This window comes from Limisphaera sp. 4302-co (assembly GCF_049537155.1).
In the GTDB taxonomy this organism is placed as follows: domain Bacteria; phylum Verrucomicrobiota; class Verrucomicrobiia; order Limisphaerales; family Limisphaeraceae; genus Limisphaera.
Window position 1 is genome coordinate 1 of record NZ_JBMVQZ010000006.1, and the last position, 16379, is coordinate 16379.

Annotated in this window: 17 protein-coding genes; 10 read left to right on the forward strand and 7 right to left on the reverse strand. The window is 66.9% G+C overall.

Going from position 1 to position 16379, the window contains the following annotated elements; genetic code table 11:
- Positions 1-181: 181 nt before the first annotated feature.
- Together cas2 and cas1 are read right to left on the reverse strand one after the other, a co-directional pair.
- On the reverse strand, positions 182-526 hold the full coding sequence (gene cas2 / locus ACPDIX_RS07585; protein WP_423431181.1) for a CRISPR-associated endonuclease Cas2: 345 nt from the start codon (positions 524-526) through the stop codon (positions 182-184).
- Positions 527-535: 9 nt separating this feature from the next.
- Positions 536-1570, reverse strand: coding sequence for a CRISPR-associated endonuclease Cas1 (gene cas1 / locus ACPDIX_RS07590; protein WP_423431182.1), 1035 nt, complete (start codon positions 1568-1570; stop codon positions 536-538).
- A 332-nt stretch (positions 1571-1902) separates the two neighbouring features.
- On the opposite strand from cas1, the gene aroB reads away from it, so the two are divergent.
- From aroB to pnp, 4 genes are all read left to right on the forward strand, one after another.
- On the forward strand, positions 1903-2985 hold the full coding sequence (gene aroB, locus ACPDIX_RS07595; protein WP_423431183.1) for a 3-dehydroquinate synthase: 1083 nt from the start codon (positions 1903-1905) through the stop codon (positions 2983-2985).
- A gap of 15 nt (positions 2986-3000) precedes the next feature.
- Positions 3001-3597, forward strand: a complete 597-nt coding sequence (locus ACPDIX_RS07600) for a hypothetical protein (RefSeq protein WP_423431184.1) — start codon at positions 3001-3003, stop codon at positions 3595-3597.
- A gap of 170 nt (positions 3598-3767) precedes the next feature.
- Positions 3768-4025 carry a 30S ribosomal protein S15 gene (gene rpsO / locus ACPDIX_RS07605; RefSeq protein WP_423431185.1) on the forward strand — a complete coding sequence of 86 codons (258 nt, stop codon included), beginning with the start codon at positions 3768-3770 and terminating at the stop codon, positions 4023-4025.
- Positions 4026-4260: 235 nt separating this feature from the next.
- Positions 4261-6681 carry a polyribonucleotide nucleotidyltransferase gene (gene pnp / locus ACPDIX_RS07610; RefSeq protein ID WP_423431186.1) on the forward strand — a complete coding sequence of 807 codons (2421 nt, stop codon included), beginning with the start codon at positions 4261-4263 and terminating at the stop codon, positions 6679-6681.
- A gap of 535 nt (positions 6682-7216) precedes the next feature.
- Here pnp and nadB read toward each other — a convergent pair.
- The 5 genes from nadB to ACPDIX_RS07635 all read right to left on the reverse strand — a co-directional run bounded on the left by nadB (position 7217) and on the right by ACPDIX_RS07635 (position 12836).
- Positions 7217-8815 (reverse strand): L-aspartate oxidase, encoded by a 1599-nt coding sequence (nadB, locus tag ACPDIX_RS07615; protein WP_423431187.1) that lies wholly within the window; start codon positions 8813-8815, stop codon positions 7217-7219.
- Positions 8816-8890: 75 nt separating this feature from the next.
- Positions 8891-9751, reverse strand: coding sequence for a pantoate--beta-alanine ligase (gene panC / locus ACPDIX_RS07620; RefSeq protein WP_423431188.1), 861 nt, complete (start codon positions 9749-9751; stop codon positions 8891-8893).
- 141 nt (positions 9752-9892) lie between these two features.
- The gene (locus ACPDIX_RS07625; RefSeq protein WP_423431189.1) at positions 9893-10492 is read right to left on the reverse strand and encodes an RNA polymerase sigma factor; all 600 of its coding nucleotides are present in this window, start codon (positions 10490-10492) and stop codon (positions 9893-9895) included.
- Between the two features lie 120 nt (positions 10493-10612).
- Entirely contained in the window at positions 10613-11887 is a 1275-nt protein-coding gene (locus ACPDIX_RS07630; RefSeq protein ID WP_423431190.1) for an argininosuccinate synthase, read from the reverse strand.
- 112 nt (positions 11888-11999) lie between these two features.
- Positions 12000-12836, reverse strand: a complete 837-nt coding sequence (locus ACPDIX_RS07635) for a DeoR/GlpR family DNA-binding transcription regulator (protein WP_423431191.1) — start codon at positions 12834-12836, stop codon at positions 12000-12002.
- A gap of 86 nt (positions 12837-12922) precedes the next feature.
- Here ACPDIX_RS07635 and pduL point away from each other — a divergent pair, with 86 nt between their 5' ends.
- The 6 genes from pduL (at position 12923) to ACPDIX_RS07665 (ending at position 16335) form a co-directional block, all read left to right on the forward strand.
- Positions 12923-13603, forward strand: coding sequence for a phosphate propanoyltransferase (gene pduL, locus ACPDIX_RS07640; RefSeq protein WP_423431192.1), 681 nt, complete (start codon positions 12923-12925; stop codon positions 13601-13603).
- A 46-nt stretch (positions 13604-13649) separates the two neighbouring features.
- The gene (locus tag ACPDIX_RS07645) at positions 13650-13946 is read left to right on the forward strand and encodes a BMC domain-containing protein (protein WP_423431193.1); all 297 of its coding nucleotides are present in this window, start codon (positions 13650-13652) and stop codon (positions 13944-13946) included.
- Positions 13947-13991: 45 nt separating this feature from the next.
- A complete protein-coding gene (locus ACPDIX_RS07650) occupies positions 13992-14270 on the forward strand; it encodes a BMC domain-containing protein (protein WP_423431194.1) in 279 nt (92 codons plus the stop codon).
- Between the two features lie 118 nt (positions 14271-14388).
- Positions 14389-15636, forward strand: coding sequence for an acetate/propionate family kinase (locus ACPDIX_RS07655; protein WP_423431195.1), 1248 nt, complete (start codon positions 14389-14391; stop codon positions 15634-15636).
- Positions 15637-15653: 17 nt separating this feature from the next.
- Complete coding sequence (locus ACPDIX_RS07660; RefSeq protein ID WP_423431196.1) at positions 15654-15938, forward strand: BMC domain-containing protein; 285 nt, start codon at positions 15654-15656, stop codon at positions 15936-15938.
- A 76-nt stretch (positions 15939-16014) separates the two neighbouring features.
- Positions 16015-16335 carry a EutN/CcmL family microcompartment protein gene (locus ACPDIX_RS07665; protein ID WP_423431330.1) on the forward strand — a complete coding sequence of 107 codons (321 nt, stop codon included), beginning with the start codon at positions 16015-16017 and terminating at the stop codon, positions 16333-16335.
- The last annotated feature ends 44 nt before the right edge of the window (positions 16336-16379 follow it).

Here is a 16379-nt window from a genome sequence, read left to right on the forward strand (position 1 = left end):
TTTTGCAGAAGTGCCTGGCTTGTACAAGCTTGAAGTTCAGGTAGCGACCCCCTGGGTTTTGGCTGGTTTGGGCTCGCTACCTGGGTTTTCGGGGGTGCGGTTGGGGGTGTGGAGGTCCGCGGAGGTCCGGGGTCGGGCTGACGCGAGCGGGGTGAAGGCGGGCTGCGGTGTGGGTGGTGAGTCAAATGAGGTAGCAGACGACGCGGTCGGTGCAGACCATGGTGCCGGCGGTGAGGGTTTGGCGGGCGGCGTGGGCGTCGAGGCGATAGGCCACGAGGCGGTCCTGCTCCGGGTCGATGAGGTCCAGGAGGGTGAGCCAGAGGGTTTCGAACGTGTCCGGGTCGAGGTGGCATTCGAAGATGGAGTATTGAACGCGTACGCCGTAGTCCTCGCAGGCTTTGGCCACGCGGGCGAGGCGTTTGGGGTCGGCGATGTCGTAGGCGAGCACGATGAGCATACGGTCTTGTGCGGGAGGTTTGTGGGCGTAGGGTGCAGCGGGGAAGGCTTCGTACCACCAGGGGTTCATGGTGCGGGTTCAGTTGATGAGGAAGGGTTCGAAGGAGTCGGGGTTTTCGAGTGCGGTTTTGAACATGACGGCCTGTTGTTCGAGTTGTTGTCTGATGGTGGTGCGGTGGCCGACGGCTTCGCTGAGGAACTGGCGTTCCATGCGGCGCTCGTATTGGAGGAAGAATTTTCGGCGGCCGTCGGGGTTGAGGAAGCAGCCGCCGTCGCGGGATTCGAAGTGGCCGTGGTTGAGGATGCGATGGGAAAAGAGGTCGAGGGCGAGGGCTTCGACCAGGGCGGGGCGGAAGGGTTCGATCAGGTCGAGTGCCAGGGACCAGCGGCCGTCGTCGGGCGCATGGAGGGTGCCGAGGGCGGGGTCGAGGCCGTGTGCGTGGCAGAAGGCGGTGGCTTCGCTGTAGAGGAGGGTGGCGGCGAAGGAGATACAGGCGTTGACGGGGTTGAGTGGGGGTCGGGTGGAGCGGCGTTCGAAGGGGAAATCGTCGGGCAGGAAGGTGGCCCAGGCCTGGTAGTAGCAGGCGGTGGCCAGGCCTTCAAAGCCACGGAGTTCGTCGAGGGTGCCGGCCTGGCGTACGGGGGTGAACAGTCCCTCGAGCCGGTCGATGGTCTGGCGGGTGAGGGTGGTTTCGGGGTCGGGGGGCTCCTGTTGGGGTCGGCCGGCCTGAAGGCGCTGCAGCACGCGGCGTTGGTTGTAGAGCTTGGCGGCCACGATGCGCCGTGCGATCTGCAGGGCGAAGGCGGGGTTCAAAGTGCGCTGGTACTGGCGGATTCGGGTTTGGCCGGCGGGCTGGAGGGCGGGGAGGAAGCCGCCCAGGTAACGGCCCTGCCAGGAGAAGATCTGTACGGGGATGCCGCGGCGGAGGAGTTCGGCCAGGGCGGGGGAGGTGAAATGGACGTCCTCGCCTGCGACGACGCGTTCGAGGTCGTGTAGGGGGATGGGCCAGAGGAGGGTTTCTTCGCCGGTTTCGGGGTCGGGACCGTGCACCTCGAGTCGTTCGCTGGTGAGGCGGACGTGGAGGTTGGGTTGTGTGAGGATGGCTGTGGGCATGGCAGCGGTCGGGTTCAGGTTCGAGCGGGATGGGTGAGGGGCCGGGCGGCGCGGGGCGTCGTGGTTCGGACCGCCGGGGCCCGGCGCGCGGACCGGTTGTGGCGCGGGCGGGCGGTGCAGTCGGTCTGAGCGGGTGTGTGATGGTCGTTCGGCATATCCGGTCATTTTGGTAGCGCGGGCGGGCGGGGTTTTGCCAGTGTTCGGAGGTCTGCGGAGGTCCGGCCGTGGCGGCGCTGCTGCGGGGGTGCGGGAGGGTGGTCCGGGCGTGGGGGGGCAAACCGGGCAGGGGGGGCCGCTTTACACTGGGAACGGGGCGTCTCTATGCTGCGGGGGTGCGCACGGTTCATGTATCGCTGGGGGAACGGAGTTACGACATTCACGTGGGGACGGGCCTGTTGCCGCGGCTGGGTGAGTGGTGCCGTGAGTTGGGGCTCAGCCGGCGTGCTGCGGTGATTACGGACACGCGGGTGGCGGAGCATCATCTGGAGGCGGTGATGCGGAGTCTGCGGGCGGCGGGGTTCGATCCGGTGGCGGTGACGGTGCCGGCGGGGGAGGGGTCGAAGCAGTGGCGGCAGGTGCAGCGGTGTCACGATGCGCTGGCAGCGGCGCGGTTGGAACGGCGGTCGTTGGTGGTGGCGTTGGGCGGGGGTGTGGTGGGGGACCTGGCCGGGTTTGTGGCGGCGACGTACCTGCGGGGGGTGCCGTTTGTGCAGGTGCCCACGACGTTGTTGGCGCAGGTGGACAGTTCGGTGGGGGGCAAGGTGGGGATCAACCTGCGGGCGGGGAAGAATCTGGTGGGGGCGTTTTACCAGCCGCGGTTGGTGGTGGCGGATCTGGAGACGCTGGGGACGTTGCCGGAGCGGGAGTACCGGGCCGGGTTGGCGGAGGTGATCAAGTACGGGGCGATCGCCGACGCGGCTTTGCTGGGGCTGGTGGAGTCGGGCATGGACCGGCTGTTGCGGAAGGACCCGGGCGTGTTGGAGCCTGTGGTGGCGCGTTGTTGCGAGATCAAGGCGGAGGTGGTGTCGGCCGACGAGCGGGAGGGCGGGCGGCGGGAGATCCTCAATTTCGGGCACACGATCGGGCACGCGTGGGAGGCGCTGGCGGGGTACGGCCGTTGGCTGCATGGTGAGGCGATTGCCGTGGGGCAGGTGCTGGAGGCGGAGCTGTCGTGCCGGCGGTTGGGTCTGGCGCGGGGCGATCGTGACCGGCTGGAACGCGTTTTGGCGGCGGCCGGGTTGCCGACGCGGGTGCGTTGGACCGGACGCCGGGTGGATCGGTTGTTGGAGGTGATGCGTCTGGACAAGAAGGTGCGGGACGGGCGGATCCGGTTCGTGCTGTTGGCGGAACTGGGTCGGGCCGAGTGGGGGCATGTGGTCGAGGAGGCGCAGATCCGGGAGGTTTTGTTGGGATAGGGAAAGGGGGTGGCGATGGCCGGCGTGGTGGAGACGATGGTGCGGGAGTATTTCGAGCAGCTGGGCTTTCTGGTGCGCCAGGAGCGGAAGTACGTGACGCCGTCGCGGCGGGAGGCCGAGGACGGCGACTTTCTGGTGGTGCATCCGCAGCCGGTGCAGGGTGAGGAGGCCCTGCCGTTTGTGCTGGGGACGGCCGAGGTGCTGCGGTTGGCGCGTGCGGTGGTGGGGGTGCGGGGCTGGCACGTGGAGGTGCTGAGCCCGGCGCGGCTGCGGTCCGTGCCGGAGGTGCTGCGGTTTGTGGAGCCCTCGGCGTGGAAGCGGGCCCTGCACGCGCTGGGGCCGGGGCCGACACCCCACCGGTTGCTGGTGATATCGGGTTTGCCACGCGACGAGTCGGAGCGACAGGAGACGGTGGAAGTGCTGCGCCGGCGTGGGGTGGACGGTGTGTTGCCGTTGCGGACGATTCTGGCGGAGCTGGTGGGCGCGGTGGAACCGAACCGGAACTACCTGCGGTCGGACCTTTTTCAAACGCTGCGTCTTTTGAAGCGTTACGGTTTTCTGGCGCTGCCGCAGATGGAGTTGTTCCCGCGGCAGGGCCGGTCGCGGTCCTGAGGAGGGGTGGACCGGGGCAGCCGGGAGGAAGGAACCGTGCCTCCGGCGCGGGGCGGTGGAGAATCGTGTGGGGGTGGGGTCGGCTGAAGGGCGGGTGGATGGTGGCGGGGAAAGGGCTTTACAGGGGCGGTGAGGGCGGCATACGTTACGGGCGGTTCAAACAGCGATTTATGGAATCGAAGAAACAGATTATTGACAGTTTCAAGCTGCACGAGCGGGATACGGGATCGGCCGACGTGCAGATCGCGCTTTTGACACAGCGGATCAACCACCTGACGGAGCATCTGCAACGGAACAAGAAGGATCACAGCTCGCGTCGGGGGTTGTTGATGATGGTGAGCCAGCGTCGGCGGCTGTTGGATTATCTGAAGCGGACGGCGCACGACCGGTACGTGGCCGTGACGCAGAAGCTGGGCTTGCGCCATTGACACGCTGTGTCCAGACGGGTCGGCCCGGGCGTCGTGGGGACGCACGGGTTTTCGCATTTCTCGGACCCCTGCTTTTCGGGATGGCGGGCGCGGTCGTCCCGCGAGGCGGCAAGGTGAAGCAACCGCGCCGAAACCGGCCCCGTTGCCGGCGGGCAATTTCAATCAGTTCCGATTCTGCTGATTCGGGTTTGATTGAAGTTTCTCGGCGGCAACGGCGGCCCACAGAAGATCCGACATGCAAACCAAAGTGACCGCCCTGGTGGGCGAAGCTCCGATTACCATTGAGACGGGCAAGATTGCCAAGCAGGCCGACGGGGCCGTAACGGTTCAGCTGGGAGAGACCATCGTGATCGTGGCCGCGGTGGGGGCCACCAAACCGCGTGAGGGCGCGGATTTCTTCCCTTTGACGGTGGACTACCGGGAGAAGGCTGCGGCGGCGGGTCGTTTCCCCGGCGGTTACTTCAAACGGGAGGGCCGGCCCACCGAGAAGGAAATCGTCACATCACGCATGATTGACCGGCCGATCCGGCCGTTGTTTCCCAAGGGATGGTTCAACGAGGTGCAGGTCCAGGCCATCGTGCTGAGCGCCGACGGGCAGAACGACCCCGACATCCTCTGCGTCAACGGTGCCTCGGCGGCCCTGATGGTGAGCGACATCCCCTGGGACGGCCCGGTGGCGGCCGTGCGCATCGGCCGCATCAACGGCCGGTTCGTTATCAATCCCACGCACGACGACCTCGAGCGGAGCGACCTGGACCTGGTGTACGTGGGCACCGAAAAGGAGCTCATCATGTTCGAGGGCTCGGCCAGGGAGATCAGCGAGGCGGATTTCCTGGCGGCGCTGGAGTTCGGCCATCAGGCCATCCAGCCCCTCATCGCGGCGCAAAAGGAGCTGGCCGAGCGGGCCGGCAGACCGAAGCGGAGCATTACGATTCAAAAGGCGCCGGAGGCCATTCTGCAACGGGCGCGCGAGCTGGCGGGGGACCGCGTGGTGCCGGCGCTGTTGACGCCGGGCAAGCTGGCGCGTGAGGAGGCCGTGAACGCCCTGTTCGAGGAGGTGAACCGAAAACTCGTGGAGGAATTCGGCACCGAGCAGGTCACCGAATTCGTCCAGAGAGAGGTTCAGTACCACATCCAGCGCGCGGCCATCCGGGACCTGATCCTCAACCAGGGCAGGCGGATGGACGGCCGGCCGATGGACGCCCTCCGGCCCATCTCGTGCGAGGTGGGGCTGTTGCCGCGGGCGCACGGTTCGGCCCTCTTCACCCGCGGCGAGACGCAGGCGATGGTGCTGGCCACGTTGGGCACCGGCGAGGACGCCCAGGAATTCGACGCCTACACCGGTGGTGCCACCGAGAAACGGTTCATCCTGCACTACAACTTCCCGAACTTCTCGGTGGGCGAGACCGGGCGGATCACCGGGCCCGGCCGGCGGGAGATCGGCCACGGGAACCTGGCCGAGCGCTCGCTGGCGCCGCTGCTGCCGCTGGACGACTACCCGTACTCGATCCGCGTGACCAGCGAGATCATGGAGTCGAACGGGTCCACCTCGATGGCCACCGTGTGCGGGGGGTCGCTGGCCCTGATGGATGCAGGCATTCCCCTGCAACGGGCCGTGGCCGGCATCAGCATCGGATTGGTCACGGAGTACGATCCGGAAGGAAACCTGGCCCGGTACCAGTTGCTGACCGACATCATCGGCGCGGAGGACCACTTTGGCGACATGGACTGCAAGATCGCCGGGTCGGACCGCGGGATCACGGGGTTTCAGCTGGACTTGAAGCTGCGCGGGCTGCCGCTCAACGTCATTGCCGAAGCGGTTGAACGCGCTCGCGTGGCGCGCCTGGCGATCCTGGAGGAGATGAACAAGGTCCTGCCGGCGCCGCGGCCGCAGCTCAGCAAGTACGCCCCGAGGATCCTCACCCTCAAGATCGATCCGGAGAAGATCGGCACCCTCATCGGGCCCGGCGGCAAGAACATCAAGAAGCTGGTGGACGAGTCCGGGTGCGAGATCGACATTGAGGACGACGGGACGGTTCACATCTACTCGGTGTCGGAGGAGGGGATGAAGATTGCCCGGGAGGCGATCGAGGCCCTGTCCGCCGAGGCCGAGGTGGGTAAGATCTACCGCGGCAAGGTGGTCACGATCAAAGACTTCGGTGCGTTCGTGGAGTTCCTGCCGGGCAAGGACGGTCTGGTCCACATCAGCGAGCTGGCCAACTTCCGCGTCAAGAAGGCGGAGGACATCGTCAAGATCGGCGATGAGATCTGGGTCAAGGTGCTGGGCGTGGACGAGAAGGGACGGGTGCGCCTGTCGCGCAAGGCGGCGATGAACGAGCGCGACGCCCAGATGGCTGCCCAGCAGGGAGGTGGTGGCGGAGAAGGTGCGGCGGCTGCGCCGGCAGAACGGGAGTCAGGTGCATCCGGCGCGTCCGGCGAGGACACGCACCGGTCAGAGGGGGCATCCGCAGCCGCTTCCCAGGGTCGGTCCCAGGCTGCGACGGCGCAGGGGCCTCATGGTGGCAACCGGCCGGCTGAGCGTTCGCAACCGCGGCACGAATCGCGTGACCGGGGCGGGCACCGTCCCGACCGCGGTCACGGCCATCGGCGTCGCGGCGGCCGGGGCGGGGGAAACCGCAACCGCGATCGCCGGTAGACCCCTACGCCTGCCTGGCCCGAGGCGCGTCCGCCGGAGGCCACCCCACGCGGCCAACGGTCGAATGGCCCGCCGTGGTTGTCCGGGCTCACCCGGGCGGGCGGATTGGTTTTTCCCGACGGCGCTCGATCGAGCGCCGTCTTTTTCGTTTGCCAGCATCGAGGGCACTGGCCGGTTCCGGGGCGACCTGCGGAGGCGGGGGCGGCGCGCCATGGTTCAGCCGCGGGTTCGGCTTCGCCGGCTGCATCGCAGTCCTGCGAACCTTGGAATGCCCCGAAGTGATTGGCAAACATTCGAACCGCTCCTTGCACAGGGCACGGCCCCGCAGCCGCGCCTGCCCGCCACAGGAAGGTGACGGCCGTTTGATCGGGCCCGGGTGAGCGTATCCGCGTGGGCTGTGGAGTGCGCCGGATCTTTTTTGCACGCACAAGAACCGCGCGGGCTGGAGGTGTCGTGTGGACGGGGCCCTGTGGCACCGCGGCAGCGCACGCCGCGCCGCGCGGCGTTGCCGGAGGCGATCCCGCCGGGGGCAGGGTCAGGGTTTGCGCACGATGGTGTCGCGGCCTTCCCAGGCAGGGTCGGGTTGGGGATGATCCAGGGTGTAGTGGAGACCGCGGCTCTCGGGCCGTTGCAGGGCCGATTGCACGATGATTTCGGCCACGGTGGCCAGGTTGCGCAACTCCAAGAGGTCCGGCGTGACGATGAAGTTCCAGTAGTATTCCTGGATCTCCTGCTGGAGGTTGGTCAGGCGCTTCTGGGCGCGCAGGAGGCGTTTGGTGGTCCGGACGATGCCGACGTAATCCCACATGCAGCGGCGGATCTCGTCCCAGTTGTGGGAGACGACCACCAGTTCATCCGGGTTGGTGGCGTCGCCGGTTTGCCAGGCCGGGATCTCGAAGTCCACCGGGGGCAGTTCATGACGCAGGGCATGTTGGGCGGCGCGGTGCGCGCAGACGACCGCTTCCAGGAGCGAGTTGCTTGCCAGGCGGTTGGCACCGTGCAGGCCGGTGCAGGCCACTTCACCGATGGCGTACAGGCCGGGCAGTTCGGTGACGCCGTCCACGGTGGCGACGACGCCTCCGCACTGGTAGTGCGCGGCGGGGACGACGGGGATCGGCTCCTTGGTGATGTCTATGCCGTAACGGAGGCAGGTTTCGTAGATGGTGGGGAAGCGCCGGATGATGAAGGGGGCCGGTTTGTGGGTGATATCCAGCAGGACATGATCGGCGCCGGTGCGTTTCATGACGCTGTCAATGGCGCGCGCGACGATGTCGCGTGGTGCGAGGGATCCCATGGGATGGACATCTTTCATGAACTCGACGCCGTCCACGGTCTTGAGCACGCCGCCCTCGCCCCGGACGGCCTCGCTGATGAGGAAAGACTTGGCCTTGGGATGGTAGAGGCAGGTGGGATGGAACTGGATGAACTCCATGTTGGCGATGGGCACGCCGGCGCGGTAGGCCATGGCGACGCCGTCGCCCGTGGCGATGTCGGGATTGGTGGTGTAGAGGTAGACCTTGCCGCAGCCACCGGTGGCCAGGACGGTCACCGGCGCGGCGAAGGTTTTGACCCGGCCGGTTGCGTTGTCCAGGACGTAGGCGCCCACGCAGCGGTTCGGACCGGGCCGGCCCAGTTTGCGCGTGGTGATGAGGTCGATGGCGAAGTGGTTTTCGAACAGGGTGATGTTTCGTTGGGCGGCCACGGCGCGGAGCAGGGCGCGTTCGATTTCGCGTCCGGTCATGTCCCGGGCGTGAAGGATGCGGCGTTTGCTGTGGCCGCCTTCCCGGCCGAGGTCGAGCTCCTTCCCTCCGTCCTCACCCGGGGCCTCGCGTTCGGTGAAGCGCACGCCCAGCTGCATCAGCTCGGCAATGCGGGCGGGTCCCTCCTCGATCACCGTGCGCACGACCTCCGGTTTGCACAGACCTGCTCCCGCGTTGAGGGTGTCGCGAATGTGAAGTTCGAAGGAGTCCTCGCGGCTGGTGACCGCCGCGATGCCGCCCTGGGCGTAGTTGGTGTTGGACTCGGCGCGATCTTTCTTGGTGACGATGGCGACGCGGCCGCGGGACGCCACCTTGAGCGCGAACATCAGGCCGGCGATGCCGCTGCCGAGCACGAGAAAGTCGTAACGTTCCATGGGCAGGCATTCTAGCAGGGAGCCTCGGGTAAAGCGACGGGCAGGTCGGCCCTTCCGGACCCTGCGGGCCCCGGCTCAGAGCCGTGCATTGTCGATGAGCCGCGTCCGACCGATGAAGACCGCCAGGGCCATGTGGGTTCCGGCTCGGACCTCCCGGACGGGTTCCAGAGTCTCGGAGTCGAAGAAGGCCACGTAATCCAGACGCGCCAACGGCTCGGCGGCCACGAGCCGGGCCACGGCGCGTCGGAGTTGGGTCGCCGGAACCGGTCCCTGCCGCACGCGTTGGCGGGCGTACTGAAGCGCGCGGAACAGAACCGTTGCCTGCCTCCGTTCCTCGGGATCGAGATAGGTGTTGCGCGAGCTCATGGCCAGTCCGTCGCTCTCCCGTACCGTCGGGGCCACGACGATGCGCACGGGGAAATTCAGATCGGCAACCATGCGCCGAATGATGGCGGCTTGTTGCCAGTCTTTGGCGCCGAAGACGGCCACGTCCGGCAGGACGAGGTGAAAAAGTTTGGCGACGATCGTGGTCACGCCGCGGAAATGGCCGGGCCGGGACGCGCCCTCCATGATGGCAGAGAGTTTCTCCTCCACCACATAGGTGCTGTAGCGGCCCTGGTGCAGGCCGGGGTACATGGCCTCGTCGTCCGGGGCGAAGACCACGTTTACGCCCTCGCTCCGGCACAGGTTCAGGTCCCGCTGAAGGTCCCGGGGGTAACGGGTGAAATCCTCCCGTGGCCCGAACTGGGTGGGGTTGACGTAAATGCTCACCACCACGATGCCCCGTGCGCCGGCATGACGGCGGGCCACCCGGATCAGGCTGAGGTGCCCCTCGTGCAGGTAACCCATGGTGGGGACGAAAGCGACGCGAATGCCCTGGCGCTGCCAGCGCCTGGCCAGGCGCTGCATGACGGACGGTTCACGAATGAGCCGCATGGCAGGAGATTGCCCGTGTGCCGTCGGCGCGGCAATGCCCGGCTGCGTGGGAATGTGACGCCGGAGGTCATGCGGCCGTGTGCCGGCGGGTGGGGCCGCCGGGGATGGAGGCACGGCCTGCGAACGGGGCAGACCGTGGCTTCAAGGATTCCACTCTCCGGTTCGGAGGTAGGGTTTGAGGCGGCGTTTGAGGGTTTCGCGGGCGCGGAAGATGAGGGATTTGGTGGCGGAGAGCGAGCAGCCAAGGACCCGGGCGATTTCCTCGTAACTCCAATCGCCCTGGCGGCAGAGGAGGATGGCCGTGCGTTGGTTTTCCGGGAGGTCGGCGAGGGCCTCCTCGATTTTTTGTTCCAACTCGGCCTGCAGGAGGGCGTCGGTGGGCGGAGGGACGGCGCGGTCGGGCGGGGGTTGCGCGGCGTGCTGGGGTTCGGCCGGTGCGGGTTCGAGGGGTTCGGCCGGGTGACGGGTGCGGCGGCGCAGTTCGTTCAGGCAGAGGTTCCGAGCGATGGTGAAGAGCCAGGTGCGAAACGGTGCGGTGGGTCGGTAGCGGGCGGCAGATCTCCAGACCTGGACGAACACGGCCTGGGTGATGTCCTCGGCTTCGACGGGGTCATGGAGGGTGCGGGCGACGAGGTTCCAGACGGCGCGGGCATGGCGGTCCATGAGGGTGGCAAAGGCCCGGCGGTCCCCGCGCTGGACGCGCAGCATCAGTTCGGCGTCGGGGTCCGGGGCCGATCCCATGGCAGGGCCGAGTCTAGGACGAGGCGGTCAGGGGGACAAGCGGACCACCCTCCAGCCGGGAGGGGCACACGGTGACGGTCCGCTTGCCCCTCAAAACGGGGCAGACGTCGGGAGGGCAGGTCAGCGTTTGGCGCGGGTCCGGGCGCCGGGGGTGCGACGCAGCCGGCCCTGCCTGGCCGCGGCCTGCACCTGCGCAGCCACGCGCAACCGCAGCGAGTTGATGCGGATGAAGCCGGTGGCGTCGTCCTGATTGTAGGCCTGGGTGGGATCGGCCTCCATGGTGGCGATGGCAGGTTGATACAAACTGACGGGTGATTTGCGGCCGGCCACCATGACGTTGCCCTTGTAGAGCTTCAACCGGACGGTGCCGGTGACGTTTTTCTGGCTTTCGGTGACGAAGGCCTGCAGGGCGAGCCGCTCCGGACTGAACCAGTAGCCGTAGTAGACGAGTTCGGCGTACCTCGGGATCAGACTGTCGCGCAGGTGCATGACCTCGCGGTCCATGGTCAGGGATTCGATCTGGCGATGGGCGAAGTGCAGGATGGTCCCGCCCGGGGTCTCGTAGACGCCGCGCGATTTCATCCCCACGTAACGGTTTTCGACCATGTCCACACGTCCGATCCCGTGTTTGCCGCCCAGCCGATTGAGGACCTTCATCACGCCCAGGGGTGTCAGACGCCGGCCGTTGACGGCCACGCAGTTGCCCTGCTCGAAGTCCAGCGTGACGTACTCGGGCTGATCGGGCGCGTCCTCGGGCGCCACGGTGAGCTTGAACATGTCCTTGTTCTCCGGCGCAAAGGCGTCCATCCAGGGGTCCTCGAGGATCCCGGCCTCGTAGGAAATGTGCATGAGATTGCGATCCATGGAGTACGGCTTTTTGGCCGTGGCCTGGACCGGGATACCCTTTTCCTGGCAGAAGGCGATCATCTCGGCACGACCGGGGAAGCGGCGTCGGAATTCGGGATCGCGCCAGGGGGCGATGACCTGCAGGTCCGGCGCCAGCGCGGCCACGGTGAGTTCGAACCGGACCTGGTCATTCCCCTTGCCTGTGGCGCCATGGGCCACGGCCTGTGCGCCCTCCTTGCGTGCGACCTCGATCATGGCCTTGGCGATCAGGGGCCGCGCGATGCTCGTCCCGAGGTAGTACTGGCCCTCGTAAATGGCACCGGCCTGGATCATGGGAAAGATGAAGTCGCGCGCGAATTCCTCCTGGAGATCCTCGATGTAACACTTGGAGGCGCCGGTGCGCAGGGCCTTCGCACGCAGGCCGCGCAGTTCCTCTTCCTGTCCGATGTTGGCGCAGAAGGCGATGATCTCGGCCTGATAGCGCTCCTTCAGCCACGCCAGAATGACCGAGGTGTCCAATCCGCCGGAGTAGGCCAGCACGATCTTCATAGGCCCGCCATGATGGACGGCGCGGGCGCCCCGCCAAGCGCAAAAATGTCCGCCGGGTGAAGCTGCGGTCCGGTGCTCGAACGATGCGCAGGCGAGTGCGTTCCGCGCGTGCTCAAGCCGGGGCGGGGTCGTCGGCGCCGGCCGGGGCGTTCGGGGTGCGGGCTCCGACGGCTTCGCCGGCCTCGGGCTCCGGCGGGGCCAGTATGACGTCGATGCCGCGCGACCGCAGCCCGTCCACCAGCTCCGGCGGCGCGGCACTGTCGGTCACCACCACGTCCACCGGTTCGAGCCCGCACAGGAAGGCCAGCGAACGGCGGCCGAACTTGGTGTGGTCGAGGCACATGATGACCTTTGCCGCGGCGCGAATCATGGCCCGCTGGATGTCCACCAACAGGGAGTGCGAGTTGGTCAGGCCCTCGAGGGTGATGCCGCCGGCGCTCATGATGGCCACGTCGGCATGGATCTTGGAGAAGGTTTCCACCGCTAGGGGGCCCACCAACACGCCGAGCCGCGGGTAAAGGACCCCGCCGCTGACCACCAGTTCCACGCGAGGCGTGGAGGCAAACAGATTCGCCACCGGCAGGGAATTGGTGATGATCTGGGGGGACTTGTCCTCCAGGTGGCGGGCCACGTGATAGACCGTGGTGCCCGCGTCCAGGATGAGGCTCTGGTTGGGTTGGATGAGCGCGGCGCAGGCCCGGCCGATTGCCTCCTTTTCGGCCAACTGGTGCGTATCCCGTGCGGAGAAGATGAACTCCTCCGTCTTCGGTGTGAGGGTGCGCGCGCCTCCGTGGATGCGTTTGATCGCGCCGGCCGCTTCCAGAACGGTCAGATCGCGTCGGATGGTGGAAAGGGAGACGCCGAAGGACCGGGCCAGCTCGTCCAAAGAAGCGAATTCCACCCTGTCCAAGTATTCGCGGATTCGATGCTGGCGCTCTTCCGCCGTCATTGTGACTGGATTCTGGCAGGTTTTGACTGTTTGTGCAACATTCTGATTGACAGGCTGGCGCTTTTTGTTCACATTTGGGCGCGGATATGGCTGTCGGTGTATCAGCGCCGCCGCGTGCGGTTGTGGAGCATTGGGTGCGGCAGGCCGTGTATCAGCGGCTGGGCAAGCCGTTGCCGCGGATTGCGCAGGCGCCGAATCCGTTGGTGGTGAACATCAGTGCGCGGCATTGTCATTTGACGCAGGAGGCGGTGGAGGCGTTGTTCGGCAAGGGGTATCAACTGCGGGTGTTGCGGTGGTTGTATCAGGAGGGGCAGTTTGCGGCGCAGGAGACGGTGACGTTGATCGGGCCGCGCAGTCGGGTGATTTCGAACTTGAGGATCCTGGGTCCGTGTCGGTCGCTGAACCAGGTGGAGCTGGCTTACACGGATGCGATTGCCCTGGGTTTTGACGTGCCGTTGCGGTTGTCCGGGGACATCAAGGGGACGCCGGGCTGCATGTTGATGGGGCCGGCGGGGTTTTTCGAGTTGAAGGAGGGCGTGATTCGGGCTGCGCGGCATGTGCACATGCATCCGGACGACGCGGCCTTTTACGGGGTGAAGAACGGGGACTACATGCGGCTGAGGGTGGGTGGGGATTGCGGGGTGGTGTTCGAGAAGGTGCTGGTGCGGGTGGATCCGGCCTTTCGACTGGAGGTGCATCTGGACACGGACGAGGGCAATGCGTGCAATTTGCAGCCGCACACGCCCTGCGAGTTGCTGAAGGCGTGAGCGGCCGTGCTGAGGGAAGCCGAACTTTACGAGGAGATCCAGACCTATGAGCGAAGCACTGGGCATGATTGAGACGAAGGGCTACGTGGGCAGCGTGGAGGCCAGCGATGCGATGGTGAAGGCTGCCAACGTCAGCCTGGTGAAAACGATCCCGATCGGCGGCGGATTGATCACCGTCCTGTGTCGGGGGGACGTGGGCAGCGTGAAGGCTGCGGTGGATGCTGGTGCCAAGGCGGCCGGCCGGGTGGGCGAGCTGGTCAGTGCGCACATCATCGCGCGGCCGCACGAGGATCTGTTGTCGGTGTTCGTGGGCGAGCCGACGCCGCAGAAGGCGGGGAAATAACCGGAGAGAGGTCGGAAAGGGAGGATTTTCGAGGGAGGAAGATTTATGGCGCAGCAAGCTCTGGGAATGATCGAGTGCAGGGGATTGTGTGCCCTGTTGGAGGCGACCGATGCGGCGCTGAAGGCGGCCAACGTGACGCTGACCGGCTGGGAGAAGATCGGCAGCGGATACGTGACGGCGTTCTTCCGCGGCGACGTGGCGGCGGTGAAGGCGGCCACGGATGCTGGTGCGGCCGCGGCGGCGCAGGTGGGGCAGGTGATCAGTGTGCAGGTGATTCCGCGCCCGCACGAGGGCTTGTCGGGGCTCGGCAAGTGGCTGCAATGACCCTTGTGGTGAGGGGCCGGTCTGCTGCCGGTCTGCGGGATGCGGACCGGGCCGGGCGGGGCCGGCCCGTCGGGGGCCCGCTGGGTCGGGTCGGATCCGAACCTTTGGCCTGTCGTTGATGAAGATCCTGGTGGCCAATCTGGGCAGCACCTCGCTCAAGTGGCGGTTGTTCCATTTTGCGGGCGGGGAGGAGCGCCTGTTGCATCGCGGCGGGCTGGAACGGGTCGGGGATTACGGGGCGGCCATTGAAGCGTGTTTGCAGCAGCTGACGACGGCGGGGCACCTCCGTGGGGCGTCGGACCTCGACGCGGTGGGGTTCAAGACCGTGTTGGCCCGCGGGGTGACGGGCTGCGTGCGGGTGACGGACGAGGTGTTGTCGGCGATGGAGGCGTTCAACTGCCTGGCGCCGGCGCACAATCCGCCTTATGTGGCCGGGATGCGACTGTTTCGGCAGCGGCTGCCGGGGGTGCCGTTGGTGGCGTTGTTCGAGACGGCCTTTTACCAGTGGGCGCCCGAGGAGGCGATGCTGTACGCGGTGCCGGAGAGCTGGCGTGCGGCCGGGGTGCGGCGCTGGGGCTTTCACGGGGCCAGCCACAAATACATTGCGGAACGTTCGGCGGAACTGTTGGGGCGGCCGGACGTGGCGGAGCGGGCGCGGCGTTTGTATGTGGACGGCGGTCGGACGCCGGTACAGGGGCCGCGGTTGCGGGTGATTTCATGTCATCTGGGCGGCAGTTCGAGCATCACGCCCCTGGAGAACGGCGTGGCGCTGGGCAACAGCCTCGGGCTGAGTCCGCAGTCTGGCCTGCCACAAAACAACCGTGTGGGGGATCTGGATGCGTTTGCGATCCCTCTGGTGATGCGGACAATGGGGCTTTCGTTGGAGGAGGTGGAACGGCAGCTTTGCCGGGAAAGCGGGCTGCTGGGGCTCAGCGGGCTGTCCAATGACATACGGGATCTGGTGGCCGCGAGTGAGCAGGGTCATGCGGGGGCGAAACGGGCGTTGGCGGTCTGGGTGCATGCGGCGCGGCACTGGATCGGGGCGGCTCTGGCGCAGTTGGGCGGGGCGGATGCGCTGGTGTTCACGGCCGGGATCGGGGAGAACCAGCCCGGGTTGCGGGCAGCGATTTGCCGGGGCTGGGAGGAGCTGGGGATCGAACTGGATCCCGAGAAAAACCCGTCGGTCCGGGGAGTGGAAGGCTGCATCAGCAGCGGGCGGTCGCGGGTGCAGGTCTGGGTGATACCGACCAACGAGGAGTTGGTGGTGGCCCGGGAGGTGAAACGGCTTTTGGACGGGCAAACGACCCGTGGCGGCCTGGCGACCGACGCTGCCACGGGCGGGCCGGTTTCGAATGCGAACGGATAGTCAAGCGAGGTGAGACCATGGCACAGCAAGCAATTGGAATGATCGAGACGCGCGGTCTGGTGGCGTTGGTGGAGGCCACGGACGCGATGCTGAAGGCGGCCAACGTGGAGTTGGCCGGTCCGATGATGCAGGTGGGCAACGCGCTGGTCACCGCGGTGGTGGTCGGCGACGTGGCGGCGGTGAAGGCGGCCACGGACGCCGGAGCCCAGGCGGTCAAGGCGATGAAGGGCGAGGTGATCAGTGTGCACGTGATCGCCCGACCGCATCCTGACGTGGAAGCGGTCCTGCCGAAGAAGAAGTGACCGGGGGCCGGGGCTGCAGCGGAAGCCGCCGCTGGGCGGGTTGGCGCGCGGCACCGGCGACGAGGAGGCGCGCGAGATGTTTCTGGCCCGTGTGGAAGGCACGGTCGTGGCCACCAAGAAGGATCCGCAGATGCAGGGGCGGAAGCTCCTGTTGCTGCGGCCGCAACTGGTGGACGAGAAGGATCCCACGCGCTTTCGGCCGGGTGTGAACACGATTGTGGCGGTGGACAGCGTGGGGGCGGGTGTGGGCGAGATGGTGATGTTCACACAGGGCAGTTCGGCCCGGTTGGCGCCGGGCATGCGGGACGCGCCGGTGGACGCGGTGGTCATCGGCATCGTGGACACGGTGGATGTGCTGGGCCGGATCATTTACCAGGCGCACGGCACGCAAACCTGAGCCGGCTGCGGCGGCGCCGGGTCGGGCCCTGCTGACGGCGGGCG